Source organism: Streptomyces sp. NPDC047108 (genome assembly GCF_040643575.1).
In the GTDB taxonomy this organism is placed as follows: domain Bacteria; phylum Actinomycetota; class Actinomycetes; order Streptomycetales; family Streptomycetaceae; genus Streptomyces.
This window is the reverse complement of record NZ_JBEYUP010000024.1, coordinates 1-25,732: the sequence shown is the minus strand read 5'-3', so window position 1 is coordinate 25,732 and position 25,732 is coordinate 1. Positions and strand designations below refer to the sequence as shown.

Genomic DNA, 25,732 nt, shown 5'->3' with positions numbered 1-25,732 from the left:
GGCCGTCACCGGCCCCGTGCCTGTCCCGATGCTCGGCTGTGCGCCGCAGGCGCGAGACGAAACCGCTCCTCGCGGGACGGCGGAAGTCCAGCCGGGCAGGTCCAGGCGAGCAAGTGCCAGGCGGCCAAGTCCAGCCGGGCAAGTCCAGCCGGGCAGGTCCAGCCGGGCAAGTCCACGCGGGCAAATCCAGCCGGGCCGACGCCCCTGGCGGGCCCGTGCCCGGCGCCGTGCGGGCGAGTGAGCAGACGGCAGACCAGCAGACAATTCCTGGCAGACGGTCCCCGGCAGACGCTTCCCCACCCCGCCCTACCGCAGTGGGTGCCGCGCCCCCCCCGCTCCCGGCAGCCGCGCCGCCCAGCGGTCCCGGAGCCAGCCGCAGCCAGCCCGCAGCTGTCCCCGGAGACAGCCCGGAGCGGCCTCCCGGGAGGACCCCGCAGCGGTCCGGGGGACCTCGCAGCGGGCCCCGGGGACGCCCCGCAGCCCTCCCGGGGACGCCCCGCAGCGGCGGCCCCACAGCGGCAGCCCCGGAGAGCGGCCCCCGGGTGGCGCGGGAGCCCCGCCACCCCCGCGCAGCGGTGCGCTTGCCTGTCCGCCATGTTCGCGTTACCGGTGATTCAACCTTGCTTGCGAGCATCGATGAATGCAGCACGCTGCGCCGACCGACCCCACGCGACGGCTACGAGCCGCGCCTCCCCCCGCTTCCGCCGCGCCCTTCCGGCCGTCGGCGCGGAACAATGAGGACATGAACGACTCCAGCGCTCAGGCTTCGGTCCAGCACGTGCAGCCCTCGGTCGGCTCCATCGCCGCCCACCGCCCGGCCACGGTGGCCGCGGTCGCCTCCGACCTGGAGCCCGACCTCGACGCCGATCTGGACAGTTACGAGGACGACGGCGGGACGAGTGAGCTTCCCCAGGGCCGGTTCCTGGACCGGGAGCGGAGCTGGCTCGCGTTCAACGAGCGGGTGCTGGAGCTTGCGGAGGACCCCTCCACTCCGCTGCTGGAGCGGGCCAACTTCCTGGCGATCTTCGCCAGCAATCTGGACGAGTTCTTCATGGTCCGGGTCGCGGGCCTGAAGCGCCGTATCGCCACCGGCGTGGCCACCCGTTCGGCCTCCGGCCTGCAGCCCCGCGAGGTGCTGGACCTGATCTGGACGCGGTCGCGTGAGCTCATGGCCCGGCACGCCGCCTGCTTCCAGCAGGACGTGCTGCCCGCACTCGCCGACGAGGGCATCCACCTGATCCGCTGGCCGGAGCTGACCGACAAGGAGCAGTCCCGGCTGTTCACGCTCTTCCGGCAGCAGATCTTCCCCGTGCTGACCCCGCTGGCGGTCGACCCCGCGCACCCCTTCCCGTACATCTCGGGCCTCTCCCTGAACCTCGCGGTCGTCGTCCGCAACCCGGTCAGCGGGCACGAGCACTTCGCGCGCGTGAAGGTGCCGCCGCTGCTCTCCCGCTTCCTGGAAGCGTCGCCGCAGCGGTACGTGCCGCTGGAGGACGTGATCGCGGCGCATCTCGAGGAGCTGTTCCCGGGCATGGAGGTCCTCGCCCACCACATGTTCCGGGTCACCAGGAACGAGGACCTGGAGGTGGAGGAGGACGACGCCGAAAACCTCCTCAAGGCCCTGGAGAAGGAGCTGATGCGGCGCCGCTTCGGCCCGCCGGTGCGCCTGGAGGTCGAGGAGTCCATGGCTCCCCGGGTCCTGGACCGGCTCGTCCGCGAGCTGAAGATCTCCGAGGCCGAGGTCCACCCGCTGCCCGGCCCGCTGGACCTCACCGGCCTCTTCGGCCTGGTGAAGCTCGACCGGCCGGAGCTGAAGTACCCCAAGTTCGTCGCGGGCACCCACCGGGACCTGGCCGAGGTCGAGTCCTCGCAGGCCCCCGACATCTTCGCGGCGCTGCGCGAGCGGGACGTGCTGCTGCACCACCCGTACGACTCGTTCTCCACGTCCGTCCAGGCGTTCCTGGAGCAGGCCGCGGACGACCCCGACGTCCTCGCGATCAAGCAGACGCTCTACCGCACCTCCGGTGACTCACCGATCGTCAACGCGCTCATAGACGCGGCCGAGTCCGGCAAGCAGGTGCTGGTCCTGGTCGAGATCAAGGCGCGCTTCGACGAGCAGGCGAACATCAAGTGGGCGCGGAAGCTGGAGGAAGCCGGCTGCCACGTCGTCTACGGCCTCGTCGGGCTGAAGACGCACTGCAAGCTGTCGCTGGTCGTCCGGCAGGAGGGCGACACCCTGCGCCGCTACAGCCACGTCGGAACCGGCAACTACCACCCGAAGACCGCGCGGCTGTACGAGGACCTGGGGCTGCTCACGGCGGACCAGCAGGTCGGCGCCGACCTCTCCGATCTGTTCAACCGGCTCTCCGGCTACTCCCGCCGCGAGACCTACCGGCGGCTCCTCGTCGCGCCCCGCTCGCTGCGCGACGGCCTGATCGCGCGGATCAACCAGGAGGCGACGAACCACCAGGCCGGCCGGGACGCGTTCATCCGCGTCAAGGTCAACTCGATGGTCGACGAGGCCGTCGTCGACGCGCTCTACCGGGCCGCGCAGGCGGGCGTGCCCGTGGACGTGTGGGTGCGCGGCATCTGCGCGCTGCGGCCCGGTGTCGCGGGCCTCTCCGAGAACATCCGGGTGCGCAGCGTCCTCGGCCGCTTCCTGGAGCACTCGCGCGTGTTCGCCTTCGGCAACGGCGGGGAGCCCGAGGTCTGGCTCGGCAGCGCCGACATGATGCACCGGAACCTGGACCGCCGGATCGAGGCACTGGTGCGGGTGACCGACGCGGCCCACCGCGCGTATCTGATCCGGCTCATGGACACCGGCATGTCCGACAACACCGCGTCCTGGCACCTCGGCCCGGACGGCAACTGGACGCGGCGCGCGGTGGATGCGGAAGGGCAGCCGCTGCGGAACGTGCAGGAAATGCTCATCGACGCCCGGAGGCGCCGGCGTGGCCCAGCGACATCGTGACCCTGCGGGCGGCTACGGGGACGGCGGCGGCTCTCCGTGGCCGGAGCCCGTCGCCCTGCCCGGCACGGCGCCCGGCGCCGCGCCCGCGACCGACCGGTCGGGGCGCGAGCAGCGCGACCGCCGCGGTCAGGCCCCCGGCACGGGCCGCGTGCTCCTGGAGCGGCACGCCCCCGCGCGGACGGCTGCACCCGCCGCCCCGCCCGACCCACGCGGTGCGGCGGGCGGCTCCGGACGGGATGTGCTGGCCGCCTATCTCCATGCGCAGGCCGCCGACTTCCTCCGCAGCCTGCGGCTGCACCGGGGGAGCGGAGCGGACGCCGAGGAGGCCGTCGAGGCGGCGCGGCGGATGCGCCGTTCGGCCCGGCGGATCAGCGGCGCGCTGCACATCTTCCGGCCGCTGACCGACACGGCCTGGGCCGACCCGTTCCGTGCCGAGCTGGTCTGGCTCACGGGCACCCTGGCGCACGAGCACACGTACACCGCCCGGCTCGAACGGCTCCGGGCGGCGCTGCACCGCCTCTCGGGCGCGGACGCGAGCCCCTACGGTGCGGCGCAGGACCTGGGCGCGTCCGACGACGGGTACGGGTACGGGCCCGGCGCCGCTGACCGCGCGGGCACGGTCTGGCCGGACCTCCCCGACGGCACGGCACCTGCTGCGAGCGGTGACGGGACCGGTGAACCGAGCGGTGACCGGACCCGTGAGCGCGGCACCCCGGAGGGCGACGGCCCCGGTACGTCCCCCGGCGGGCGGCGCCCCTCCGCCGCCCGCCGCGTCCCGCCGGCCCGGACCGTGCGCGTACGGGGCGGCGACGGCGCCGAGGCCGCCGAGCCGCGCACCGGACCCGCCCGAGGCCGCCCCGGCGACGCCGCGCCCGCCGCGCCCGCCGCCCTGACCGTCGGCGCCGCGCGCGCCGGAGCGCTGCTCGAACGGCAGCTCACCCTGGCCAGGACCCGGGCGCACTCGGCGGCACTCCAGGCGATCGGCTCCTCCCGCTTCCACGCGGTCGCCGACGCCGTCGCCGTCCTGGCCTCGGAGGTGCCGCTCGACCGTGCGGCCTGCGACGGGCCGGCCCAGGAGGTGCTCGGTCCTCCGGTCGACGCGGTGCACGAGCGGCTCGTGGAGGCGGTCGAGATGCTGCCGCTCTACCGGGCCGGGCATCCGTACAACGCCGAGGCGCTCGTCCACGGCCTGGCGGCCACCGCCACCGCGGACGCGCCGCCCGCGACCGAGCGGCAGGACGCGCCCTGGCACCAGGTGAGGCTGCTCGTCCGGCTGTGCCGCTGCGGCCTGGAAGTGCTGGACCCGGTCGACCCGGGCGCGGGCGCAGGGGGAGGCGACGAGCCGTCGCAGGCTGCCCGGCTCCTGAGCGCGGCCCGTGCCCTGGACCGGCACCGCGACGCCTCGGAAGCCGCCGCGGCCGCCGCGGCGGCGGCCCGTACGCCCCGGATCGCGCCGGCGACGGCGTACGCGCTGGGGGTGCTCCACGCCGACCAGCGGCACGACGTCGAGGCCGCGCGGTTCGCCTTCGGCAGGATCTGGCAGCGGATGGTGGTGAGCGTCTGATGGCTGGTGGCGCGGGCGGAGCGGCACCGGAGCGTGCGGTGCGGGCGGCCGGCTGCGTCCTGTGGCGCCGCACGCCGCGTTCGGGCCGGCACACCGAGCCGATCGAGATCGCGCTGGTGCACCGGCCGAAGTACGACGACTGGTCGCACCCCAAGGGCAAGCTGAAGAGCGGCGAGGACCCGCTGCGCGGAGCCCTGCGCGAGGTGTTCGAGGAGACGGGCTACGACTGCGAGCCCGGGGCCCGGCTGCCCAGCGCCCACTACGTGGCGAACGCCCGGCCCAAGGAGGTCCTGTACTGGGCGGCCGAGGCGACCGACGGGGCGTTCGTGCCGAACCGCGAGGTGGACCGGATCGCGTGGCTGCCGCCGTCCGCCGCCCGCCTGCGGATCAGCCATGAACGCGACCGGGATCTCGTGGACGCCCTGCTCTCCGCCCTCCGCATGGCCTGACGCGGACGCCGGACATCGCGTGGTGCCGTGACATCTCCTGAGGCCGGACGTCTCTTGCGCCGGACATCTCCCGCGCCGGACGTCTCTTGCGGCGGACGTCTCTTGCGCCGGACATCTCCCGCGCCGGACTTCTCTTGAGGCCGGACACCTCCTGGTAGCCGCGTCCGAGCGAGCGCGGTCAGCGCCGGCGCAGCGCCGCGTCCGCGAGCGCCGGCGGCATGTAGTAGCTGTCGTCCCGGTTGAGGTCGGTGCCGGGCGGAACGATCTCGTCGATCCGGTCGAGGACGTCCTGGCTCAGCTCCGTGTCCGCACCGTCCAGCAGGTCCTCCAGGTGGGCCGGGGTGCGCGGGCCGATGATCACCGAGGTGACGGCGGGGTGGGCCCGTACGAACGCGATCGCCAGGTGCGGCAGTCTCAGGCCCGCGTCGGCCGCCAGCTTCGTCAGCTCGCCCACCGCCTCCAGCTTGAGGGCGTTGCCCGGCCGTGCCGGGTCGAACTTGTGCTGCTCGAGCGCCGCCCGGCCGCTGCCCTCGGTGAGATCGACGTCCGCCGCCTTCGCGTACTTGCCAGAGAGCCAGCCGGCGCTCAGCGGACCCCAGGTCAGTACGCCCATGCCGTACCGCTGGGCGGTCGGCAGGACGGCGGCCTCCACGCCCCGGGCGAGGATCGAGTACGGCGGCTGCTCGGTGCGGAAGCGGACGTGACCGCGCCGTTCGGCCGTCCACTGGGCCTCGACGATCTGCTCGGCAGGGAAGGTGGAGTGGCCGATCGCCCGGATCTTGCCCGCCCGTACGAGGTCGGAGAGGGCGGACAGCGTCTCGTCGATGTCCGTGGCGGGGTCGGGGCGGTGGACCTGGTAGAGGTCGATCCAGTCGGTGCCGAGGCGGCGGAGGCTGTCCTCCACGGCGCGGGTGAGCCAGCGCCGCGAGTTCCCCCGCCGGTTGTCGTCGTCGCCCATCGAGCCGTGCCCCTTGGTGGCGAGGACGACGTCGTCGCGCCGCCCCTTGAGGGCGCGGCCGACGATCTCCTCCGACTCGCCCGCGCTGTAGACGTCGGCGGTGTCGACGAAGTTGATGCCCCCGTCCAGGGCGCGGTGGATCATGCTCACGGACTCGTCGTGATCGGGGTTGCCCATGGCGCCGAACATCATCGCGCCGAGCGCGTATTCGCTGACCGAGATGCCGGTGCCACCGAGAATCCTGCGCTTCATGGGTCGTCCCTTCCGTAGGGCCGGGGGGCCGCCGCGGCGCGTTCACCGTCCGCCGCGTACGCCGCCCGCTGTGGAATGCCGCCCGCTGTGCCTGCGCGCCGCGGTGTACGCCCGTGGGCGCGACGGGCGCCGTCCCCCTTCCCCTCCCACTGTCCGCCGGTTCGCCGGTCCCCGCACGGGGGCAGGCGACCGGACTGTCCGCGCACGGTCAAGTTCCGTTAATCCCGGTGCACTTGGGGCTGTGGCGTGGCAGCCTGTCACCCCTCGGTTTCGGTGTGCGACACATCTGGGGGACAGGTGATCACGGGCGAGGGCATGCAGCTTCCGGGCTGGCGGGGCGGGGACGCCAATGCCGCGTACCTGGACAAGACGCTGCGGCACAGGGACATCGAGCTGGGACTCGCCGAGAGCGTCGGCTGGCGGGTCGTGCTCCAGCTGTGGCTCCGGGCGTTCGTCGTCTCGGCCGCGGTCTTCGTCATCCCCGGGTTCATCGGGCTGATGACGCTCATCGCGGACGCGGGCAGCTCCTACGAATCGGCGTACGGGTACGGCGACTCGGGCGACGACGGCGGCGGAGCGGGCTGGCTGGTGTTCGCGTTCATCGCGTCCGGCGTCTCGTTCTGGCTGGTCCTTCTGCTGACGCGGGTCACCGAGCCGATCGCGGCCTGGCGGGTGCTCCTCGCCGACCGCGAGGACCGCGCGGTCGCCGTCTACAGCCAGATCCGCGGCACGCTGCGGGCGCGCCGCAGCCCGCTGGTCGTGCGAGAGCGCCGGATGCGGGCCATCGGCCCGGGGGCCGGCGTCGCCAACCGGCTGGTGCTCTCCGACGGCCCGTACAACGCGTACGTGTCCGTCTTCTCCTACGGGACGAGCCTCTACCTGGGCTGGATGATGTGGCGCTCGCGCCGCGGTGCCACGCTCATCGCCCAGTTCGTCGGGGACCTTTTCCGCGGCATCCTCGGGCAGAACTCACCCGAGGAGGAGGTCATGCGGGCCGACCGGCCGCAGGCGATGCGCGAGGCGGTCCATCTGGCGTGCCGGGAGGGGCTGTTCGTGGCGATCGAGGGGATCGACGTCCCGGATTCGTACGGCTTCCCGCAGGGGCTGCCGCCGGTGGAGGAGGCCGTGATGCCCGCGGCTCCCGCGCCGGGCATGGGGCCCGGGCAGGGGCAGGCGCCGGGGCCGGTTCCGGGCGCGGGCCCGGGGCTGGGCGGCGTTCCGCCGCAGGGGCCGGTGCCGCCGTCGGCGACGGTGCCGCCGCAGGGCAGCGGGTCCGGTGCGCCGTCGGCGCCGCCGTCGTACCCCGCGCCCCCGCCGCAGGACCCGACGGCCGGCGCCGGGTACGACACGCGCGCCTGGCGGCCCGCCGCCGAGCCGGGCGGTGGCGCCGACGGCGGTGCGGGCGGTGGCGGGGACGGCGGTGCGGGGACGGGCGGCTCCCGCGGCGGACCGGATCCGCAGTCGCCGAAGGCATGACCGCGGAGCACCCGGCCGCCCCTGACGACATCCTCATCTCGTACGGCTCGCAGGGCAGTTGGGCCTGGACGGGCGTGCGGCTGGAGCCCGCGCCCACGGCCGCCGAGCACGGCGGCTTCGCGGGCCTGCCGGAGGAGCAGCGCAGGGCCGAGGCGGTGTCCCGCGAGCAGGTTTGGCTCGCGGAGCAGGGGCAGCCCCGTGGCGGCCACCGCATCGAACTCCGCTACGTCAACGACCCGGTGACGCGACGGGTGTCCTGCACCCTGCTCGGCCAGGTCCACGCACCCGACCCCGCGGGCGCGGCGGCCGCGGCACGCGCACTGCGGACCCGGCTGCGGGCCGCGCCGCGCCACGTACGGGCCGGTGAACTCGACGCCGCGGGGGTGCGCAGCGCACTCATGCCGTTCGGGCCGGACGCCGCGCAACAGGGGCCCGTACACCCTGCGGACCCCGAACACCTGCCGGAGCCAACGGTGTTGCCCGGTGTAGCGGAGGTCCGCAAGGGGCTGAGCTGGGCCTGGTCGACGCGGTACGACGCACGCTTCCGGGTCGGGGTCCTCGTCCACCCGCTGGCGGGCGGCGCGGTGTCCTGGGAGCCGGTGTGGGACGCCCTGGCCCGCCAGGAACACCGGACCATGGTCGGCGTCTGCCTGGAGCCCTACGAGGTGGGCGAGGGGCTGCGCTCCCGTCTCGCCTATCTCGCGCAGGAGTACGGTCGGCTCGCCGCCCCCGGCACCCCCAACCCCGTGTACCAGCAGCCCGTGCCGCCGGACCCCTTCGCCGTACGGGCAGCGCCCGCGTACCACGACGCGGCCCACCGCTACACGGGCCACGCCTTCCGGCTCCGGGTCGCGGTCGCCGCGGACGGTCCGGTGCCGGTGCACCTGGCGGAGGTGGTCGCGTCCACGCTGTCGGACGCCGGAGCGGCGGGAAGGACGGGAGGGCCGGTAACGGCCGTGCCCGGCAGCGGAGTCGGGGGGCGCGCGGCCGTGTGCGTGCCGCGCGGCGACGAGGCGGCCACGGCCTGGAGGAATGTCACGGCGATCAACCGCTCCTGGCTGGAGGAGACGTACCGCCAGGGCGTCCCGGAGGGGCACATGGGGCAGGTCGAGCGGATCCTCGGTGATCTGGTGGATCTACCGGAGGCGACGGCCGCCTTCCGCTTCCCGTACGAGATCCCGGGCCGGCCACCCCTGTTCGCCACGGAGACGCGGTGGGAGGCGAGGCGTGAGGCGGATGTGCCGGGTGCGGGCGGGAGACGCGGCGGGGCCGCCGACCCCCACTTCCCTGACCTGCCCGGCACCGGCGGACTCCGGTGACCGCGTTGCAGTGCCGCTGAGCGGACGTGGCGCCAACTCGCCTGTACCGGCAGCATGGTTGCCCCGCAGGAATCCGAAGCCCACCCGATGGACACGACCTTGGGGCCGCACCCGTGAATGCGCTCACCTTTGAATTCGGCGGCACCACCGCCGAGGCGGACGCCCTCGCCCGCGACCTCGCCGCATGGCTGGACGACGACGAGGAGCTGGCCGGCGCGGCCCGCGTCAGGATGGTGGCTCCGGCCCTCGGGGAGCAGGGCGGTCTGGCCGACGCGGCCGAACTGCTGGGCGCGGTCGAGCCGTTGCTGAGTGCGGGTGTCGGGGCGTTCGGCATGTGGCTGGCGGAGCGCGCGCGGAGCCGCCGCATCAGCGTGCGCGCGGTACGGCCGGACGGCGCGGAGCTGCAGCTGTCCGCGGGCAGCCGCGCGGAGGCGGAGGCAATGCAGGAGCGGCTGGAACGCTTCGTGGCGGGCGGCGTGAGCGGTGTGCGTACCGAGGGCCCCACCCACGCGGACCGGGCCCTGGACGGCGATGCCCGTTCCGGGGGCGCCCCCGATGCTGGTGACCGTGGTGACGGCGCACCACACGGCGGCGGTGCCCGTTCCGGAGGTGCCCCGGATGCGGGCGGCCGTGGTGACGGCGGTGACCGCGGTGACGGCGCACCGCAGGGTGACGGCGCATCGCACCGCGGGGACAACGACGGCCGGGGCAGGGCCGGTTGACCGGTGACGCGTGGGCCGTCGCCGTCCCCCGGCGGCCGCGCTCGGCGGCCGTCCTCGTCGGCACGGCCGGCCACACGGCCCCCGGCGGGCTCCGGCCCATCCCGCAGGTCGCGGCCAATGTCCGGGCCTTCGCCGACGCGCTGACCGGCCCGTCGGGGCTGTTCGACCCGAGCAGGGTCCGCACCCGCGTGGATCCCGGACGCGCCTCGGACGTCCTCGACCTCATGCCCGCCCGCGGCGGCGACCGGCTCGACCTCTGCCTCTTCTACTACGCGGGCCACGGGCTGCTCGGGGAGGGGGACCGGCTCTGCCTGGCCCTGCCCGGTTCCGTCGACGAGCCCGCGCGGGCGGCGCGCACCTCACTGCCGGTGGACGACGTCCTCGCCGCCCTGGCCCACTCCGCTGCCCGCCACCGGGTCGCGATCCTCGACTGCTGCTTCGCCGGGCGCGCCTTCGACTCCCCGGCGGCGGCGGACGTCCATCTGCTGACGGCCACGAGCCGTACGAAGCGGGCGCGGTACGGGACCGACGCCGCATTCACCGGGTTCACGGGGGAGTTGCTGCGTCTGCTCGCGGACGGCGTCCCCGAAGGACCGGGCCACCTCGACCTCGCGCTGCTGCACCGGCGGCTCGCGGTCGCGCTGCCGACCGCCGAGGAACCCTGCCCGGTACCGGGACAACGGACGGCCGGACTCAGCGGGGACCTGGCCCTGGCCCGTAACCCCGCCCACGGTACGGGCCGGACTCGCCCCGGTCTGGCGGCGCGTGCGCAATTCGCCCTGCGGGTACGGCAGGAAGCGCTCGGGGGCGCGTCGGCGGCCGGCCCGGGGCGCCTGGCCCGGGCCGTACGCCTCTTCGCGGGCATCGTGGACGACGGTGTGCGCGTGTTCGGCGCCGCCGACCCGGACGTGCTCGCCTACCGGCACGCGCACGCCTCCTTGGTGGGGGAGGCGGGGGACGCGAGCGCCGCGGTCCGTCTGCTGGAGGCCGTGGTCGCCGACGCCGAAGCGGCGACCCCGGCGGACGCCGCCCGTGTGACCGCGGCCCGCGCGAGCCTGACCCACTGGCGCACCCGCGCGTCCTGACGAACCACGGGCGGCGCGTGGAGCCGGGGCCGGGGCCGGGTTGTTGGCGAGCGCCCCCCGCGTGAGACGAGTCGCGAGGACGGACCGCGAGGACGGACCGTGCGGACGAACCGCGAGAGCGGGCCGCCGTCAGCCGTCCTTCGGCGCGACCGCTTCCCACCGCACCGTGACCTCGCCCTGGCGCCAGCGGTTCGGCCCGCCCGTCAGCGGCCAGTCGGTGGCCACATCGCGTACGGCGCGGGTCCAGCGTTGCCGTGCGCCGAGCGGGGCGAGCGGTGCCGCGGCCGCCCAGGCCCGGTCGAGGTCGCGCAGGAAGGCGTGGACCGGCTCGCCGGGGACGTTCCGGTGGATCAGCGCTTTGGGCAGGCGTTCGGCCAGGTCGGAGGGTTGGGCCAGAGAGCCGAGCCGGGCCGCGAAGGTGACGGTGCGCGGTCCCTCGGGCCCGAGCGCGACCCAGACGTGCCGCCGCCCGATCTCGTCGCACGTGCCCTCCACCAGCAGCCCGCCGGGCGCGAGCCGCCCGCACAGCCGCTCCCAGACACCCCGGACCTCGTCCTCCTCGTACTGGCGCAGCACGTTGGCGGCCCGGATCAGCACCGGCCGCGCGTCGCCGGACATCCGCCCGGCCCCGGACCTCTGCACGCCACCGGGCGGCGACCCGGCCGCGGGCCCCGGCCCGCCGCCCTGCGTCCGCCCGGCTCGTGGACCGGGAGCGCCGGGCAGCGGGATCTCGAAGCCGCCGTGGGCGAAGACGAGGCCGTCGCGCTCGTACGGGCGGGCGGCCTCGACGCGAGCGCGGTCGATCTCGATGCCGACCACGCGGGCGTCCGGGCGTACGGTCCTGAGCCGCGCGAGCAGTTCCACCGCGGTCCAGGGTGCGGCGCCGTACCCGAGGTCGACCGCGACGGCTTCCGGCGTACGGCGCAGGGCGCTGCCGTGCACGGCAGCGATCCAGCGGTCCATCCGCCGCAGACGGTTGGGGTTGGTCGTCCCACGCGTCACGTTCCCGACGGGCCGGGACGAGGGGATGCGGGAGGCCATGCGACGAGGGTAGGCGGTGGGGCGGGGCGTGACAGCCGCCCGGCCGGGCAGGCGCCCCGGTGAGCGGGGAACACCGCCCCGCCCGGCAAGCGCAGGCCGCCGGCCTCGACGGTCCGAGGCGGCCCGAGGCGGCCCGAGGCAGTCCAGGACGCCCGCGACCAGGCGCCCGCGACCAAGGCGCCCACAATCGCCCGCGACCAAGGCGCCCCCCCCGACCAGGGCGCCCAGACCGCCCGCGACCAACCGGGCCCGTCCGGAAGGGTCCGCGCCGACCCGCCGCGGGTCACCGCTCCGCGACCTCCGGCGGCTCATCAGCCCCCGGAGCCCCGGACGCCCCGCGCGCACCGCCCCCGGGGTGCGACGGGCATCACGTTTTGGCAAAGCGGAAATGGTGGGGCCTTTCCGCTGGTTACCCGCTTGGCAGGACTGGTGCGTCCAACGTCCAGCAAGGAGGTCTCGCACGGTGAGCCAGTACGCGTCCCGGCTCGGAGCACTGCGCGGTCGTGTCCCCGGCACCCTCACGGGCCCCGGGCGGCTGCGGCTGCCGGGTGCCCCGCGCCTCCCCCGTCGCATAGCCATGCTCAGCGTGCACACGTCACCGCTCCACCAGCCCGGCACGGGCGACGCGGGCGGCATGAACGTCTACATCGTCGAACTCGCCCGCCGCCTCGCGGCGCTCAACATCGAGGTGGAGATCTTCACGCGCTCCACCACCGGCGCCCTGCCGCCCGCCGTCGAGCTGGCGCCCGGCGTGCTCGTACGCCACGTGGACGCGGGCCCGTACGAGGGCCTGGCGAAGGAGGAGCTGCCCGCCCAGCTCTGCGCCTTCACCCACGGCATCATGCAGGCCTGGGCCGGGCAACGCCCCGGCCACTACGACCTCGTCCACTCCCACTACTGGCTCTCCGGCCACGTCGGCTGGCTCGCCGCCGAGCGCTGGGGTGTGCCGCTGGTCCACGCCATGCACACCATGGCGAAGGTCAAGAACGCCGCCCTGGCCGCGGGCGACACCCCCGAGCCCGCCGCCCGCGTCATCGGCGAGACGCAGATCGTCGACGCCGCGGACCGGCTCGTCGCCAACACCGCGGAGGAGGCGGACGAACTCGTACGCCACTACGACGCCGACCCCCGCAAGGTCGCCGTCGTCCACCCCGGCGTGAACCTCGAACGCTTCCGCCCCGGTGACGGCCGCGCTGCCGCCCGGGCCGGGCTGGGGCTCCCGCAGGACGCGTTGATCCCGCTCTTCGCCGGCCGTATCCAGCCGCTCAAGGCGCCGGACATCCTGCTGCGCGCCGTCGCCGAACTCCTGGAGGAGCAGCCGCGGCTGCGCGAGCGGCTCGTCGTGCCGATCGTGGGCGGCCCCAGCGGCAGCGGCCTCGCCAAGCCCGAGGGGCTGCAGAAGCTGGCCGCCCGGCTCGGCATCTGCGACGTGGTCCGCTTCCGCCCGCCGGTCGGCCAGGACGAGCTCGCCGACTGGTACCGGGCCGCTTCCGTGCTGGTCATGCCCTCGTACAACGAGTCGTTCGGCCTGGTCGCGGTGGAGGCGCAGGCGTGCGGGACCCCGGTGATCGCGGCGGCGGTCGGCGGCCTGCCCGTCGCCGTACGGAACGGCGAGAGCGGCTTCCTCGTCCCCGGCCACGACCCGGCCGACTACGCGCGGGCGCTCGGCCGCTTCGCCGACGACCCCTCCCTGACGGACCGGATGGGCGCGGAGGCGGCGCGGCACGCGGCCTCGTTCGGCTGGGACACGGCGGCCGCGGCGACGGCCGACCTGTACTCCGCGGCGCTGCACGAACGGCGTCGTCTACGCTCGCTCCATGGCTGACGCAGACGCTGATCCGAACGTCCGGAAGACCGTCGAGCAGACCCTCGAGGACGCGGACCTGGAGTGGGAGAGCCCGGCGGACGGCAGGTACGTGGTGACGCTGCCGGGCACCCGGAAGCTGTCGACGACCTGCTCCCTGGTGGTCGGCAGGCACTCGCTGTCCATCAACGCCTTCGTCGTACGCCACCCCGACGAGAACGAGGCGGCGGTCCACCGCTGGCTGCTGGAGCGCAACACCCGGCTGTACGGCGTGAGTTACGCCATCGACTCGCTCGGCGACATCTACCTCGTCGGCAAGCTGCCGCTCGCCGCGGTGACACCGGAGGAGCTGGACCGGCTGCTCGGTACGGTCCTCGAGAACGCGGACGGCAGCTTCAACACCCTTCTGGAGATGGGCTTCGCGTCCGCGATCCGCAAGGAGTACGCGTGGCGCACGGCGCGCGGCGAATCCACGCGCAATCTCGAGGCGTTCGGACACCTGACGCGGCAGACCGCCGACCAGGCGGAGGCGACGGACCCGGCCTGACGCGGGGCACGGCGCTTAGAGGCCGTAACTCAGGGACTCAGCGGTCTCAGGGGGCTCAGGGGGCTCAGGCCACGGGATCCGTACGCGGCCGGGTGGCCTCGACGGCAACGGTGGCAGGGCGTTCGGCAGCCGGGACGACCTCCACCGCTGTCCCGTCGTTCCTCGCCCTGTCGTTCCTCGCCTCGGCTGTCCCGTCCTTCTCCCCGTCCTCATCGCCCAGGTCCCGCAGCACCAGCCAGAAGCCGAGCGCGGCGACCGTGCCCACGACCGCGACGCCGGCCCACAGCCAGTCCGCCCCGTAGGCGTCGATCACCAGACCGCCCACGACGGGGGCGGTCAGCGCGGCGAGCGACCAGGACAGCGTGAACATCCCCTGGTAGCGGCCGCGCCCATGGGTCGGCGAGAGACGCACCACCAGGCCCATGTTGGTGGGCGACGCGATGATCTCGCCGAGCGTCCACACGCAGACGGTCAGCACGTACACCGCCAGGGACCCGGCGAAGGCGGTGATGCCGAAGCCGTACCCGGCCAGCAGCGCCGCGGCGATCATCAGCCGCCGCGGGTCGCGGTGCTCGATGAAGCGGGTGACGGGTATCTGGAGGGCCACGATGAGCACGCCGTTGACGGCGACGGCGGCACCGAAGTCGGAGCTTGAGAAGCCGTCCTCGCCCATCGCCACGGGCAGCGCCACGTACCCCTGCATGAAGATCAGGGCCATGAGGAAGGACAGCGCGACCACGCTCATGTAGCGCCGGTCGCGCAGAACGGTCCCGATGCTGATCGGCGGCCGCTGTTCCCTTCCGTCGGCGTCGCGCACCACTTCGGGGCGCGACTCCGGGAGCTTCACGAACACCACGACCGCGCACACCAGCGTCATCCCCGCTTCGATGAGGAAGCCGAGGAGGTAGCTGTGTTCGGCGACGAACCCCGCGCCGGCCGAGGAGACCGCGAACCCGAGGTTGATCGCCCAGTAGTTGAGCGAGTAGGCCCGTACGCGGTCCTCGGGGGCGACGATGTCGGCCATCATCGCCTGGACCGCCGGGCGCGACGCGTTGCTCGTCATCCCGACGAGGAACGCGACGGCGGCGATGGCGACGGGGTGGCTCATGAAGCCCAGCAGCGCCACGGAGGCGGCCGTCGAGAGCTGCGCGGCGAACAGCGTCGGCCGCCGCCCGAGCCGGTCGGTCATGACGCCGGCGCCCACGGAGGACACGGCGGCCCCGAGCCCGTGCAACGCGGCGACCAGGCCCGCGTACGAGGCCGAGTAGCCGCGCTCCATGGTCAGGTACAGCGCCATGAAGGTGGCGACGAAGCCGCCGAGCCGGTTGATCAGGGTGGAGGTCCACAGCCACCAGAAAGCACGAGGGAGACCGGAGACGCTCTCCCTGACGGCGCGCTGCACAGCAGCGACGGACATGACGGACCCCCCGGCTCGACCTGACAGGCGCGTAACAGGCGCCCTCCGGCAGCGGAGCTTACGACAGCGGGGTTCCGGGGCGCCATCGAATATTGGTTAGGCTCAGGCCATGGCCGACGCGACATACAAGCTGATCCTCCTCCGCCACGGCGAGAGCGAGTGGAACGCGAAGAACCTGTTCACCGGCTGGGTGGACGTGAACCTGACCGAGAAAGGCGAGAAGGAGGCGCTCCGCGGCGGCGAGCTGCTGGGGGACGCGGGCCTGCTCCCCGACATCGTCCACACCTCGCTCCAGAAGCGCGCGATCCGCACCGCGCAGCTCGCCCTGGAGTCGGCCGACCGCCTCTGGATCCCGGTCCACCGCTCGTGGCGCCTGAACGAGCGCCACTACGGAGCGCTCCAGGGCAAGGACAAGGCGCAGACGCTGGCCGAGTTCGGCGAGGAGCAGTTCATGCTCTGGCGCCGCTCGTACGACACCCCGCCGCCCCCGATCGAGGACGGCGCCGAGTGGTCGCAGAGCGACGACCCGCGCTACGCCACGATCCCGCCGGAGCTCCGCCCGCGCACGGAGTGCCTGAAGGACGTCGTCACGCGCATGCTGCCGTACTGGTACGACGGCATCGTCCCGGACCTCCTCACCGGTCGCACGGTCCTGGTCGCCGCCCACGGCAACTCGCTGCGCGCGCTGGTCAAGCACCTGGACGGCATCTCGGACGCGGACATCGCGGGCCTGAACATCCCGACGGGCATCCCGCTCGCCTACGACCTGAACGCCGACTTCCAGCCCCTGAACCCGGGCGGCACGTACCTGGACCCGGAGGCGGCGAAGGCGGCGATCGAGGCCGTGAAGAACCAGGGCAAGAAGAAGTAAGCACGACGGCAGAAGCCCCCTGCCCGCGGCGTTGCCGTGGGGAGGGGGCTTTTCGCTGCGCCGGCGCCGTCGTCGTGCTGTCTCGGCCGCTGGTCGCGCCCGACACCGCACCCCGCGCGTTCGGCAACGACGGAGCGGGTAGGGAGGACCCACGCTCGCCGTGCAAGGGGAGGGGCGATGCTGACAGTTCTCATCTCGGTCCTTGCAGTCCTCGTGTCGCTGGGCTCCTTGGTCGTCGCCTATGCGTCCAGCCGCCGTTCGCACATGCCTGTGCTGCAGTTCATGTGGGAGAGCGGGCAGGGCGGTTCCGGTGAGCCCAAGTGGTGGCTCGTCAACGTAGGAACGGGTCCGGCCACCAACATCGTTGTCGCTCAGACCGTGAGGACCAGCCTCAAGAAGGGGCTGGGCAGCGAGACCTGGTTCAACCCGGTGCTGGTGCCGTCCGTTCCGGCCGGCGGCAAGCTCGCTCTGACATGGCTCGGCGGGACCATGGGTCTGGACTGCGGACTGGGAGCCAGCTACACCGACATCGAGCGCTACTTCTACACCACCAAGTGCGGAGACGACGTCTCCATGTTCTTCATCGGATTGCACCTCCCGCGTTGGCCGCTCTTGACGCTGCACGGCAACAAGGCGGTGAAGACGTGGTGGGGCGTGGGTGATCTGTCCGGCCCTCAGTGGTCCTCGGCCGCAGTCGGCCATGTCAGGCGACGCTGGTGGCTGCCTTCGCGTTTCGGCCTCTCGCGCCGCCTCGACGGTTGGGCCGACCCGGTGCTCTCGTATCGCCCCGGCGAAGGATCAAACGCACCTCCCGGTGAGTGAGTCACCCTCGGCCCAGCCCCTTCGTACCCAGGCCGGTCCCGGCAAAGACCGTGGCTCCTCACGCAGTCCACTCGTCCGCGAGCAGACCCAGCACCACCACGTCGCGGAAGCCGCCGTACACCCACGCCGCCCTGCGCAGCGTGCCCTCGATCGTGAAGCCGGCCTTCGTCGCCGCCGCGATCATCGGGGCGTTGTCCGCCAGCGTGTCCACATGGAGCCGCTGCAGCCCGCGGACCGCGAACCCGTACTCGCACAGCACGCGGACCACGTCCGAGCCGAGGCCCCGGCCGCGGAACGCGGGGAGCACCGAAATCCCCAGGTTCGCCGACCTGTTGTGCAGGTCGATGCCCCCCAGCTGGGCCGCTCCGGCCAGTTCCTGGGTGTCGCGTTCCACGACCGAGAAGCGCACCACGTGGTCCGACGGGTCGGCCACCGCGAAGGGGGAGTGGGGCGAGTCCGCCGGGATCGGCTGCCAGGGCCTGGAGTCCTCGCGGCACCGGGTCGCCACGTCGTCGTGAAGCGCGTGCAGCACCGGAACGTCAGCCTCGTGCCGAGCCCGCAGCTCGACCTTGTCGCCTCGCATCATGCGGACTTGCTACCGGAGAGTGGCAGGTCGCTCAACCGGGTTTCGACCGCCGCTGCCGACCGCAAGCGGTCCCTCCACGCGCTCCGTGCCGCCGGTACCTGGAACTACCCGGGGAAAGCTGTGGTGCGCCACTCGGGCCGACTCGTCGTCAACCCTCGTCGCCCTCACGTCACGGCAGAGCCCCGGCCGGGTCGCCGGCCGGGGCTCGCGTTCCGTCCGCGGCTCGCATGCGCCCGTGAGGCGTGGCGCCCGTCCGCGGTGTGGTGTGCCTGCTAGCCGCAGCAGCCGCCGCACTGGCACGGCCCGCCGCTCTGGCAGCCGCAGCCGCACCCGGATCCGCAGCCGCATGCGGCCACGATCGGGGACGGTACGTCGGCCACCTGAGGCGAGCGGTCCGTGAACGGCTGCTCGCGGCGCGGGGGCGTGCTGGGGGAGTCGGCCATGGGATCCCTCCTCGAAGGCAGAGCGTCCTCACGTGCCTACCCATGTCCGAAGGCGCACCAACGGCGCGCGGAAGCGTGTCGGCATACGCGCGTACGCCCCCGTGCCCGCGGCCGTCTCCGGGCGCACGCAAGCCGTCTCGGCGCCCGCAACAGTCCGGTCGCCCGCGGCAGTCCGGTCGCCTGCCGTCTACGGCGCCTTGCCGGACGCCCCGGCACCGGGTCCGCGTCGTGCACGCCCCCACAGCACGCACGTCGCGGACCCGCTGCCGTAGCGCACCAGACCCTACGCGGCCGCGATCCGGCCCAGCCAGGCGGGCCCGCCCGGCTGCTCCGACGGCACCCCCTGATGCCGTCTCTGCAGCCGGGCCTGCCCCGCCAGGCCCGCACGGCCGGGCCAGGCGCGCGGCGTGCCCCCGTACGGAGAGTCCGTGTGGCTGCCCCCGGCTGCCTCGAACTCCTTCGTACGGTTCCGCATGTGGTCGTACGGTCGCGGGCCGGAACCGGTTCACGGCAGAGCACCGCGCTCCATCGCCGCGCCTTGGCCAAGCCCCGACTGACGCCAAGCCCCGAGGCCCTGGCCCCAAGCCCCGAGGCCCTGGCCCCAAGCCCCGAGGCCCTGACGCCAAGCCCCGAAGCCCTGAAGCCCCGAGGCCCGGGCCTCGGGGCACCGGGCCGGAGCACCCGCTTACGCGCCCTCGACCGTGATCGGCGGGGTCATCTCGTCCGCGTGCTCGCCCGTCACCAGGTAGACCACCCGCTGCGCCACCGAGACCGCGTGGTCCGCGAAGCGCTCGTAGTAGCGGCCCAGCAGCGTCACGTCCACCGCCGTCTCGATGCCGTGCTTCCAGCGGTCGTCCATCAGGTGCTGGAAGAGCGTGCGGTGCAGCAGGTCGATCTCGTCGTCGTCCTGCTCGAGCTGGAGCGCCAGGTCCACGTCCTTGGTGATGATGACCTCGGCGGCCTTGGCCATCAGCCGCTGCGCGAGCTGCCCCATCTCCAGGATCGTGGCGTGCAGGTCCTGCGGTACCGCCGACGCCGGGAAACGCAGCCGCGCGAGCTTGGCGACGTGCTGCGCGAGGTCGCCGGACCGCTCCAGGTCCGCGCTCATCCGCAACGAGGTGACGACGATGCGCAGGTCGGTCGCGACCGGCTGCTGGCGCGCCAGAAGGGTTATCGCCCGCTGCTCCAGCTCACGCTGGAGGCCGTCCACCTTCTCGTCCTGAGCGATCACGCTCTCGGCGAGATTGAGGTCCGCGTCGAGGATCGCCGTCGTGGCCCGGCCGATCGCGGAGCCGACGATCCGGGCCATCTCGACCAGGCCCTCGCTGATCGAATCGAGTTCCTCGTGGTATGCGTCCCGCATCGAAATCCTCATCTCTCAAACTGGCTGGTTTCACCAGCATCCACGCTCGGGGCCCTGTGCGTCCCCTTCGAGCCACCGGAGTGAACGCCCACCCACATCACCGTGAACTCTTGGCAACGCGGGGCGTCCCTTACGGAGCCCCGCCGCGACCGCCGGTCGACACCCGTCTGACCAGGGTGAACCCGCCACGACCTGCAGGTGAACTCTCGGCAACGAGTGTCGGAGGTCGCCTCCGACGGCCTGTGGAGCGTGCTCACCACCCGCTTAATCTGGACGCATGGATGTGAACGCGGCGGTTGCCGCACTGGCAGCGATCGCCGGCGTGTGCACCGGCGTCGTCGCCATGCTGGCGTTCCGCTGGAGCGAGCGGGAACAGGCGAGGCCGACCCGCAGCTCACTGCACACCGACGCCGCTCTCCCGCCCGGCGTCGACACCGTACTCTCCGTCCTCCGCTCCTCGGCGGTCGTCCTCGACGAGTCGGACAGCGTGGTGAAGGCCAGCTCGGCGGCGTACGCGCTCGGGCTGGTACGCGGCGGGAAGCTGGCCGTCGAGCCGATGCTGGTGATGGCCCGGGACACCCGCCGCGACGGCGAGATACGCCAGATCGAGCTCGACCTGCCCCGGCGCGGCGCCGGGCGCGGCGACGGCCTGGCCGTCTCCGCCCGCGTCGCCCCCCTCGGCTCCCGGCTGGTGCTGCTGCTGGTCGAGGACCTGACCGAGGCCCGGCGGATAGAGGCGGTGCGGCGCGACTTCGTCGCGAACGTCAGCCACGAGCTCAAGACCCCCGTCGGTGCCCTCTCCCTCCTCTCCGAGGCCGTGATGGACGCCTCGGACGACCCGGAGGCCGTCACCCGCTTCGCCGGGCGCATGCAGGTCGAGGCGACCCGCCTGACCAGCCTCGTCCAGGAGCTGATCGACCTCTCGCGGGTGCAGAACGACGACCCGCTGGAGGACGCCGAGCCCGTCCGCGCCGACGAGCTGGTGGCCGAGGCCATCGACCGGTGCCGCCACGCCGCCGGCACCAAGCAGATCACCATGGCGGCCGGCGGTACGGCGGACCTCCGCGTGTGGGGCAACCGCGGCCAGCTCGCCGCGGCCCTCGGCAACCTCGTCGAGAACGCCGTGAACTACAGCCCGGCCCGTACGCGCGTGGGCATCGCCGCGCGCCGGGTCACCTCGCCCGGCGGGGAAATGATCGAGATCGCCGTGACCGACCAGGGCATCGGCATCTCGGACCGGGACAAGGACCGGATCTTCGAGCGGTTCTACCGCGTCGACCCGGCGCGCTCACGCGCCACCGGCGGGACCGGACTGGGACTCGCCATCGTCAAGCACGTGGCCGCCTCGCACGGCGGGGAGGTCACGGTCTGGAGCGCCGAAGGACAGGGCTCCACCTTCACCCTGCGGCTCCCGGAGGCGGGCCGCGAACGGGACCGGGACAAGGCGGACCGCCGTAACCAGTCCCTCGTGGGACCGGACGAGATCGACGACGACGATGCCGACGACGTCGAACGTCCCTATGAGACCTTCACCGATGAAACCCTTCCCGCCCCGGAGGTCCTTCCGTGACCCGAGTACTCGTCGTCGAGGACGAAGAGTCGTTCAGCGACGCGCTGTCGTACATGCTCCGCAAGGAGGGCTTCGAGGTCGCGATCGCGGCCACCGGACCCGACGGCCTGGACGAGTTCGAGCGCAACGGTGCCGACCTCGTGCTGCTCGACCTGATGCTGCCGGGGTTGCCCGGCACGGAGGTGTGCCGCCAGCTGCGCGGCCGCTCCAACGTCCCGGTCATCATGGTGACCGCCAAGGACAGTGAGATCGACAAGGTCGTCGGGCTCGAAATAGGAGCCGACGACTACGTGACCAAGCCGTTCTCGTCCCGCGAGCTGGTGGCCCGTATCCGTGCGGTGCTGCGGCGGCGCGGGGAGCCCGAGGAGGTCGTTCCCGCCGCCCTGGAGGCCGGGCCCGTCCGCATGGACGTCGACCGGCACGTGGTGACGGTCGGCGGCGGCAAGGTGGACCTGCCGCTCAAGGAGTTCGACCTGCTGGAGATGCTGCTGCGGAACGCGGGCCGGGTGCTGACGCGTATGCAGCTCATCGACCGGGTCTGGGGCGCCGACTACGTGGGCGACACCAAGACCCTGGACGTCCATGTGAAGCGGCTGCGCGCCAAGATCGAGCCGGATCCGGGGGCGCCGCGCTACCTGGTGACGGTGCGTGGTCTGGGCTACAAGTTCGAGCCCTAGAGAGGGCGTCGGGACGCGGGCGTGAGACGGACGCCCGGCCCGACGGCCATGGAATTCCCTGCCCTTTGAGGGCGATGACGGCTCAAGGCCCCGGAGCGCATCGCTCCGGGGCCTTGAGCCGTGGTGCTGCCCGGCCAGTCCGCCGTCCGCGGTCCCAGTGACCCGCGGAGGCGTCTCGCGGTGGTCTCAGTGACCCGCGGAGGACCCGCCCGTGGTGTGGCCGGCGCTCGCGGACGCGTCGGCGCCGGGGGACGCCTGCGTCCCGGCGTCGTCGCCGTTCAGCTCGTCCTCCTCGTCCTCCGACGTGTCCTCGCCGCCCTCCTGGCCTTCCTCGCCCTCCTGGTCCTCACCGGTGGTCGGGGAGGCGGAGGGGCTCGCGGAGCGCGAGGGGGTCGGTACGGCGGTGGGGCCGAAGCCCTCGAAGTAGCGCGTCGCGGGTACGACGAACGCATCGAGGCGCACCTCGCCGGTCCGGCTGAGGTCGAAGACGACCTTCTGGACGTCGCCGTCGCGCATGGACTCGCTGCCGGTGGCCATGACGGCGGACGGGTTGCCCTCGCCGCCGAGGATCAGGGCGCCGCCGGCCGGGACCGTGAGCGGCCCGGTGCCCTTGGCCGGCGAGAGCTTCACCTTCTCCTTCGAGCCCTCGACGGTGACGGACTGGAGGACCTGGTCCTCGTCGCCGTTGTTGAAGATCTTGGCGGCGATGACGGCCGAGCCCTCGGTGCCCTCGGGCTGGGTGATCACGTTCGCGTTCTGGACCTTGATCTCACCGACGTGTGTTGCTGCGTTGTCCGGCTTGACCTGCAGCGTCGAGGCCGAGTTCCCGGCCCCGCAGGCGGTCAGCGCGGCGAGGGAGAAGGCGATGGCAGAAGCGGCGAGAGCGCCGCGTCGGATGCTGCGGCTCACGGCGGCGGCAACTCCTTGGACGACGGGAGGGGCGGCTCGGAACCGCCCCAAGGGCTTGTCAGCGGGCTTAGGTTACCGAGCCGTCCTCCCGGCCTCGCACCCGACCCGCCCCGCCGCCATTCGTCCCCTTCCGGGAGCCCGTGCGGAAAATCCCCCGGACACCTGTCCGGACGATTTTCCGGGCGAATCCGGGAAGGCGCCGGAATTGATCAGCATTGATCGGTACGGACGATCCTGGTTCTCCGTCAGGTGCCGGTGATGAACAGCCGGATGAAGACCTCGATGAACACGGCCCCGGACATCCTCATGAACACCCCGGTGAACGCCCCGCTGAACACCGCGAGGAACGCACGGTTGAAACGCGCCGATGAACACCCCGGCGCACACCGCGGATGCATGTCGCGGACTCACGCCGACACCAACACGGTGATCAATTCGCGGAACGTGTCGTACCGGGCTCGAAGGATCCGATTGGAGTAGTGGAAGTCAGCCACCTGGACTCCGGCAAACCGGGACGTTCGACCTGTCTTGAGGGCCCCGCAAGGTGGGTAACGGCCATGTTTCGCCCCGCCGCCGCAGCCCCTCCGACCTGCGAATTCCTGCCTCCCGAGAGCCCCCGCAGCACGTTCCGGTCGCTGTTGTCAAGCCCCGAGATATGCCCTGACCTGCGAAAACGCCATTCAGAACGGGCCGTTCCCGTGTTACTCTGGATAGCCACGGAAGGGGTACCTGTCACATGACGTTCAAGGTTGGCGACACCGTGGTCTATCCCCATCACGGGGCCGCGCTGATCGAGGCCATCGAAACTCGCCAGATCAAAGGCGTGGACAAGACCTACTTGGTGCTGAAGGTCGCCCAGGGCGACCTGACGGTTCGTGTGCCAGCGGACAATGCGGAGTTCGTCGGCGTGCGCGATGTGGTCGGGCAGGACGGGCTGGACCGGGTCTTCGAGGTGCTGCGTGCACCGTATGCGGAAGAGCCGACCAACTGGTCCCGCCGCTACAAGGCAAATCTCGAGAAGCTCGCGTCCGGCGACGTGATCAAGGTCGCGGAGGTTGTGCGCGATCTGTGGCGCCGTGAGCGGGAGCGCGGGCTTTCCGCAGGTGAGAAGCGCATGCTCGCCAAGGCCCGGCAGATTCTGGTGAGCGAGCTCGCCCTCGCGGAGAACACCAACGAGGACAAGGCCGAGGCTCTGCTCGACGAGGTCCTCGCGTCCTGACGCGCTGATCCGCCCCCGCAGGTCCGACGCTCCGCCGGCCCCGGCCCGGAATTCCTTCCGGGAGGAAAGCCGACGTGACAGCTGGTGTGTCTATGCCGCGGTGCCCGAGTGACGAAAGTCCGTCGCCGGGCGCTGCGGCATGTGTACGGCAGCACGAGCGCGCCGTTCTGTTGTTGGTCAGGCGTGCCGGGCCCGGGCATCCTGCTCGACCAGTTGTCACGGAAGGGACTGGTCGGGGCTTCGCGCCCGGCACGCTGAGGCCATACCCAACCCGGCCGAGGAAACAAACCTGAACGCGCAACCAATGTCCGAGACGCCGCGTCCCGCGGGACGCTCCGGCAGCCCGAACAACACCCGTACCGCCGCGGTCATTCCGGCCGCCGGCCGCGGTGTCCGCCTCGGCCCCGGCGCCCCCAAGGCGCTGCGCGCCCTGAGCGGCACCCCGATGCTGGTGCACGCCGTACGCGCCATGGCCCGCTCCCGTGCCGTCTCCGTCGTCGTCGTGGTGGCCCCTCCTGACGGCGCGGCCGAGGTCCGCAACCTTCTCGGCGACCACGCGCTGCCCGGCACCACCGATGTGCTCGTCGTGCCCGGCGGTGAGACCCGCCAGGAGTCCGTACGGCTCGGTCTCGCGGCCCTTCCCGACGACGTCGGCGTCGTCCTCGTCCACGACGCCGCCCGGCCGCTCGTGCCGGTCGACACGGTCGACGCGGTCGCCGCGGCCGTACGGGACGGCGCCCCGGCGGTCGTCCCGGCCCTGCCGCTCGCCGACACCGTCAAGCAGGTCATGCCGCGGCCCGCCGGCGAGCCGGAGCCCGTCACGGGGACGCCCGAGCGCGCCCTGCTGCGAGCCGTGCAGACCCCGCAGGGCTTCGACCGCGCCACGCTCGTCGAGGCCCACGAGAAGGTCGCCCTGGAGGGCGAGGGGGCCACGGACGACGCGGGGATGGTCGAGCGGCTCGGTGTCCCGGTCGTGGTCGTGCCGGGCCACGAGGAGGCGTTCAAGGTCACCCGGCCGCTGGACCTCGTCCTGGCCGAGGCCGTACTCGCCCGCAGGAGGGCCACCGATGGCTTCTGAGACCCCCGCCTCCGGGCAGCCGCTTCTGCCCCTGACGGGCATCGGCACCGACGTGCACGCCTTCGAGAAGGGCCGTGAGCTCTGGTGTGCGGGTCTGCTGTGGGAGGACGCCGAGTACGGGCTGGCCGGGCACTCCGACGGCGACGTGGCCGCGCACGCCGCCTGTGACGCGCTCTTCTCCGCGGCCGGCCTCGGGGATCTGGGCGCGCACTTCGGTACGGACCGGCCTGAATGGTCCGGCGCTTCCGGCGTGACTCTTCTCACAGAGGCGGCCCGGATCGTGCGGGACGCCGGGTTCGGGATCGGCAATGTGGCGATCCAGGTGATCGGCGTACGGCCCAAGATCGGCAAGCGGCGCGGGGAAGCGCAGAAGGTGCTCTCCGCCGCCGTGGGCGCGCCGGTGTCGGTCTCCGGCACGACCACCGACGGCCTCGGCCTCACCGGCCGCGCGGAGGGCCTGGCCGCCATCGCCACGGCCCTCGTGTACCGCCGCGCCTAGGTGTATTGATCACGAGCGTTGTTGACTGTCGTGGGGGTTGATCGATAGCGAAGACCTCCGCTGTGGTGGAGCTGTCTAGGACTGCACCGC

Annotated in this window: 23 protein-coding genes; 16 read left to right on the top strand and 7 right to left on the bottom strand. The window is 73.1% G+C overall.

What is annotated here, in order from left to right:
- Window positions 1-742 precede the first annotated feature (742 nt).
- The 3 genes from ABZ822_RS29225 to ABZ822_RS29215 are packed head-to-tail and all read left to right on the top strand — an operon-like array spanning window position 743 to window position 4,984.
- Complete coding sequence (locus ABZ822_RS29225) at window positions 743-2,971, top strand: RNA degradosome polyphosphate kinase (RefSeq protein ID WP_360860780.1); 2,229 nt, start codon at window positions 743-745, stop codon at window positions 2,969-2,971.
- Window positions 2,952-4,535 (top strand): CHAD domain-containing protein, encoded by a 1,584-nt coding sequence (locus ABZ822_RS29220; protein ID WP_360860778.1) that lies wholly within the window; start codon window positions 2,952-2,954, stop codon window positions 4,533-4,535. Before ABZ822_RS29225 ends, ABZ822_RS29220 begins: the two co-directional genes overlap by 20 nt.
- Window positions 4,535-4,984 (top strand): NUDIX hydrolase, encoded by a 450-nt coding sequence (locus ABZ822_RS29215; protein ID WP_360860776.1) that lies wholly within the window; start codon window positions 4,535-4,537, stop codon window positions 4,982-4,984. The genes ABZ822_RS29220 and ABZ822_RS29215 overlap by 1 nt, the downstream gene beginning before the upstream one ends.
- A 178-nt stretch (window positions 4,985-5,162) precedes the next feature.
- Here ABZ822_RS29215 and ABZ822_RS29210 read toward each other — a convergent pair whose 3' ends face one another.
- A complete protein-coding gene (locus ABZ822_RS29210; protein ID WP_360860774.1) occupies window positions 5,163-6,194 on the bottom strand; it encodes an aldo/keto reductase in 1,032 nt (343 codons plus the stop codon).
- A 297-nt stretch (window positions 6,195-6,491) separates the two neighbouring features.
- Between ABZ822_RS29210 and ABZ822_RS29205 the strand changes: the two genes are divergently transcribed.
- From ABZ822_RS29205 to ABZ822_RS29190, 4 genes are all read left to right on the top strand, one after another.
- Window positions 6,492-7,670 carry a hypothetical protein gene (locus ABZ822_RS29205; protein WP_360860772.1) on the top strand — a complete coding sequence of 393 codons (1,179 nt, stop codon included), beginning with the start codon at window positions 6,492-6,494 and terminating at the stop codon, window positions 7,668-7,670.
- Complete coding sequence (locus ABZ822_RS29200; protein WP_360860770.1) at window positions 7,667-8,989, top strand: hypothetical protein; 1,323 nt, start codon at window positions 7,667-7,669, stop codon at window positions 8,987-8,989. Before ABZ822_RS29205 ends, ABZ822_RS29200 begins: the two co-directional genes overlap by 4 nt.
- Window positions 8,990-9,102: 113 nt before the next feature.
- A complete protein-coding gene (locus ABZ822_RS29195) occupies window positions 9,103-9,711 on the top strand; it encodes a hypothetical protein (protein ID WP_360860768.1) in 609 nt (202 codons plus the stop codon).
- Complete coding sequence (locus tag ABZ822_RS29190) at window positions 9,708-10,796, top strand: caspase family protein (protein ID WP_360860766.1); 1,089 nt, start codon at window positions 9,708-9,710, stop codon at window positions 10,794-10,796. The genes ABZ822_RS29195 and ABZ822_RS29190 overlap by 4 nt, the downstream gene beginning before the upstream one ends.
- Window positions 10,797-10,925: 129 nt before the next feature.
- Here the strand turns inward: ABZ822_RS29190 and ABZ822_RS29185 are convergent, their stop codons facing one another.
- Window positions 10,926-11,837, bottom strand: a complete 912-nt coding sequence (locus tag ABZ822_RS29185; RefSeq protein WP_360860764.1) for a class I SAM-dependent methyltransferase — start codon at window positions 11,835-11,837, stop codon at window positions 10,926-10,928.
- 535 nt (window positions 11,838-12,372) lie between these two features.
- Between ABZ822_RS29185 and mshA the strand changes: the two genes are divergently transcribed.
- Complete coding sequence (mshA, locus tag ABZ822_RS29180; protein WP_360860908.1) at window positions 12,373-13,662, top strand: D-inositol-3-phosphate glycosyltransferase; 1,290 nt, start codon at window positions 12,373-12,375, stop codon at window positions 13,660-13,662.
- Entirely contained in the window at window positions 13,655-14,188 is a 534-nt protein-coding gene (locus tag ABZ822_RS29175) for a YbjN domain-containing protein (RefSeq protein WP_360860762.1), read from the top strand. Before mshA ends, ABZ822_RS29175 begins: the two co-directional genes overlap by 8 nt.
- Window positions 14,189-14,252: 64 nt before the next feature.
- On the opposite strand, the gene ABZ822_RS29170 is transcribed toward ABZ822_RS29175, so the two are convergent.
- On the bottom strand, window positions 14,253-15,605 hold the full coding sequence (locus ABZ822_RS29170) for an MFS transporter (protein ID WP_360860760.1): 1,353 nt from the start codon (window positions 15,603-15,605) through the stop codon (window positions 14,253-14,255).
- A gap of 109 nt (window positions 15,606-15,714) precedes the next feature.
- Between ABZ822_RS29170 and ABZ822_RS29165 the strand changes: the two genes are divergently transcribed.
- Both ABZ822_RS29165 and ABZ822_RS29160 read left to right on the top strand, forming a co-directional pair.
- A complete protein-coding gene (locus ABZ822_RS29165; RefSeq protein WP_360860758.1) occupies window positions 15,715-16,476 on the top strand; it encodes a phosphoglyceromutase in 762 nt (253 codons plus the stop codon).
- A gap of 177 nt (window positions 16,477-16,653) precedes the next feature.
- A complete protein-coding gene (locus ABZ822_RS29160) occupies window positions 16,654-17,298 on the top strand; it encodes a hypothetical protein (RefSeq protein WP_360860756.1) in 645 nt (214 codons plus the stop codon).
- A 58-nt stretch (window positions 17,299-17,356) separates the two neighbouring features.
- On the opposite strand, the gene ABZ822_RS29155 is transcribed toward ABZ822_RS29160, so the two are convergent.
- From ABZ822_RS29155 to phoU, 3 genes are all read right to left on the bottom strand, one after another.
- Window positions 17,357-17,884: a GNAT family protein gene (locus tag ABZ822_RS29155; protein ID WP_360860755.1), complete on the bottom strand. Its 528-nt coding sequence runs from the start codon at window positions 17,882-17,884 to the stop codon at window positions 17,357-17,359.
- A gap of 726 nt (window positions 17,885-18,610) precedes the next feature.
- Window positions 18,611-18,802, bottom strand: coding sequence for a hypothetical protein (locus ABZ822_RS29150; RefSeq protein WP_360860753.1), 192 nt, complete (start codon window positions 18,800-18,802; stop codon window positions 18,611-18,613).
- 210 nt (window positions 18,803-19,012) lie between these two features.
- On the bottom strand, window positions 19,013-19,690 hold the full coding sequence (gene phoU / locus ABZ822_RS29145) for a phosphate signaling complex protein PhoU (protein WP_360860751.1): 678 nt from the start codon (window positions 19,688-19,690) through the stop codon (window positions 19,013-19,015).
- Between the two features lie 277 nt (window positions 19,691-19,967).
- Between phoU and ABZ822_RS29140 the strand changes: the two genes are divergently transcribed.
- Together ABZ822_RS29140 and ABZ822_RS29135 are read left to right on the top strand one after the other, a co-directional pair.
- Window positions 19,968-21,260, top strand: coding sequence for an ATP-binding protein (locus ABZ822_RS29140; protein ID WP_360860748.1), 1,293 nt, complete (start codon window positions 19,968-19,970; stop codon window positions 21,258-21,260).
- A complete protein-coding gene (locus ABZ822_RS29135) occupies window positions 21,257-21,937 on the top strand; it encodes a response regulator transcription factor (protein ID WP_360860746.1) in 681 nt (226 codons plus the stop codon). The genes ABZ822_RS29140 and ABZ822_RS29135 overlap by 4 nt, the downstream gene beginning before the upstream one ends.
- A 186-nt stretch (window positions 21,938-22,123) precedes the next feature.
- Here ABZ822_RS29135 and ABZ822_RS29130 read toward each other — a convergent pair whose 3' ends face one another.
- Complete coding sequence (locus ABZ822_RS29130) at window positions 22,124-22,846, bottom strand: DUF461 domain-containing protein (RefSeq protein ID WP_360860744.1); 723 nt, start codon at window positions 22,844-22,846, stop codon at window positions 22,124-22,126.
- A gap of 736 nt (window positions 22,847-23,582) precedes the next feature.
- Here ABZ822_RS29130 and ABZ822_RS29125 point away from each other — a divergent pair.
- From ABZ822_RS29125 to ispF, 3 genes are all read left to right on the top strand, one after another.
- Window positions 23,583-24,065, top strand: a complete 483-nt coding sequence (locus ABZ822_RS29125; protein ID WP_003953493.1) for a CarD family transcriptional regulator — start codon at window positions 23,583-23,585, stop codon at window positions 24,063-24,065.
- 304 nt (window positions 24,066-24,369) lie between these two features.
- The gene (gene ispD / locus ABZ822_RS29120) at window positions 24,370-25,143 is read left to right on the top strand and encodes a 2-C-methyl-D-erythritol 4-phosphate cytidylyltransferase (RefSeq protein ID WP_360860742.1); all 774 of its coding nucleotides are present in this window, start codon (window positions 24,370-24,372) and stop codon (window positions 25,141-25,143) included.
- Window positions 25,133-25,642, top strand: a complete 510-nt coding sequence (gene ispF, locus ABZ822_RS29115) for a 2-C-methyl-D-erythritol 2,4-cyclodiphosphate synthase (protein ID WP_360860740.1) — start codon at window positions 25,133-25,135, stop codon at window positions 25,640-25,642. Before ispD ends, ispF begins: the two co-directional genes overlap by 11 nt.
- The last annotated feature ends 90 nt before the right edge of the window (window positions 25,643-25,732 follow it).

Coding starts and splice junctions, on each gene's coding strand:
- ABZ822_RS29225 (WP_360860780.1), top strand. CDS start 743: ATGAACGACTCCAGCGCTCAGGCTTCGGTCCAGCACGTGCAGCCCTCG.
- ABZ822_RS29215 (WP_360860776.1), top strand. CDS start 4,535: ATGGCTGGTGGCGCGGGCGGAGCGGCACCGGAGCGTGCGGTGCGGGCG.
- ABZ822_RS29210 (WP_360860774.1), bottom strand. CDS start 6,194: ATGAAGCGCAGGATTCTCGGTGGCACCGGCATCTCGGTCAGCGAATAC.
- ABZ822_RS29200 (WP_360860770.1), top strand. CDS start 7,667: ATGACCGCGGAGCACCCGGCCGCCCCTGACGACATCCTCATCTCGTAC.
- ABZ822_RS29185 (WP_360860764.1), bottom strand. CDS start 11,837: ATGGCCTCCCGCATCCCCTCGTCCCGGCCCGTCGGGAACGTGACGCGT.
- ABZ822_RS29175 (WP_360860762.1), top strand. CDS start 13,655: ATGGCTGACGCAGACGCTGATCCGAACGTCCGGAAGACCGTCGAGCAG.
- ABZ822_RS29170 (WP_360860760.1), bottom strand. CDS start 15,605: ATGTCCGTCGCTGCTGTGCAGCGCGCCGTCAGGGAGAGCGTCTCCGGT.
- ABZ822_RS29165 (WP_360860758.1), top strand. CDS start 15,715: ATGGCCGACGCGACATACAAGCTGATCCTCCTCCGCCACGGCGAGAGC.
- ABZ822_RS29160 (WP_360860756.1), top strand. CDS start 16,654: ATGCTGACAGTTCTCATCTCGGTCCTTGCAGTCCTCGTGTCGCTGGGC.
- ABZ822_RS29155 (WP_360860755.1), bottom strand. CDS start 17,884: ATGATGCGAGGCGACAAGGTCGAGCTGCGGGCTCGGCACGAGGCTGAC.
- ABZ822_RS29150 (WP_360860753.1), bottom strand. CDS start 18,802: ATGCGGAACCGTACGAAGGAGTTCGAGGCAGCCGGGGGCAGCCACACG.
- phoU (WP_360860751.1), bottom strand. CDS start 19,690: ATGCGGGACGCATACCACGAGGAACTCGATTCGATCAGCGAGGGCCTG.
- ABZ822_RS29140 (WP_360860748.1), top strand. CDS start 19,968: ATGGATGTGAACGCGGCGGTTGCCGCACTGGCAGCGATCGCCGGCGTG.
- ABZ822_RS29125 (WP_003953493.1), top strand. CDS start 23,583: ATGACGTTCAAGGTTGGCGACACCGTGGTCTATCCCCATCACGGGGCC.
- ispD (WP_360860742.1), top strand. CDS start 24,370: ATGTCCGAGACGCCGCGTCCCGCGGGACGCTCCGGCAGCCCGAACAAC.
- ispF (WP_360860740.1), top strand. CDS start 25,133: ATGGCTTCTGAGACCCCCGCCTCCGGGCAGCCGCTTCTGCCCCTGACG.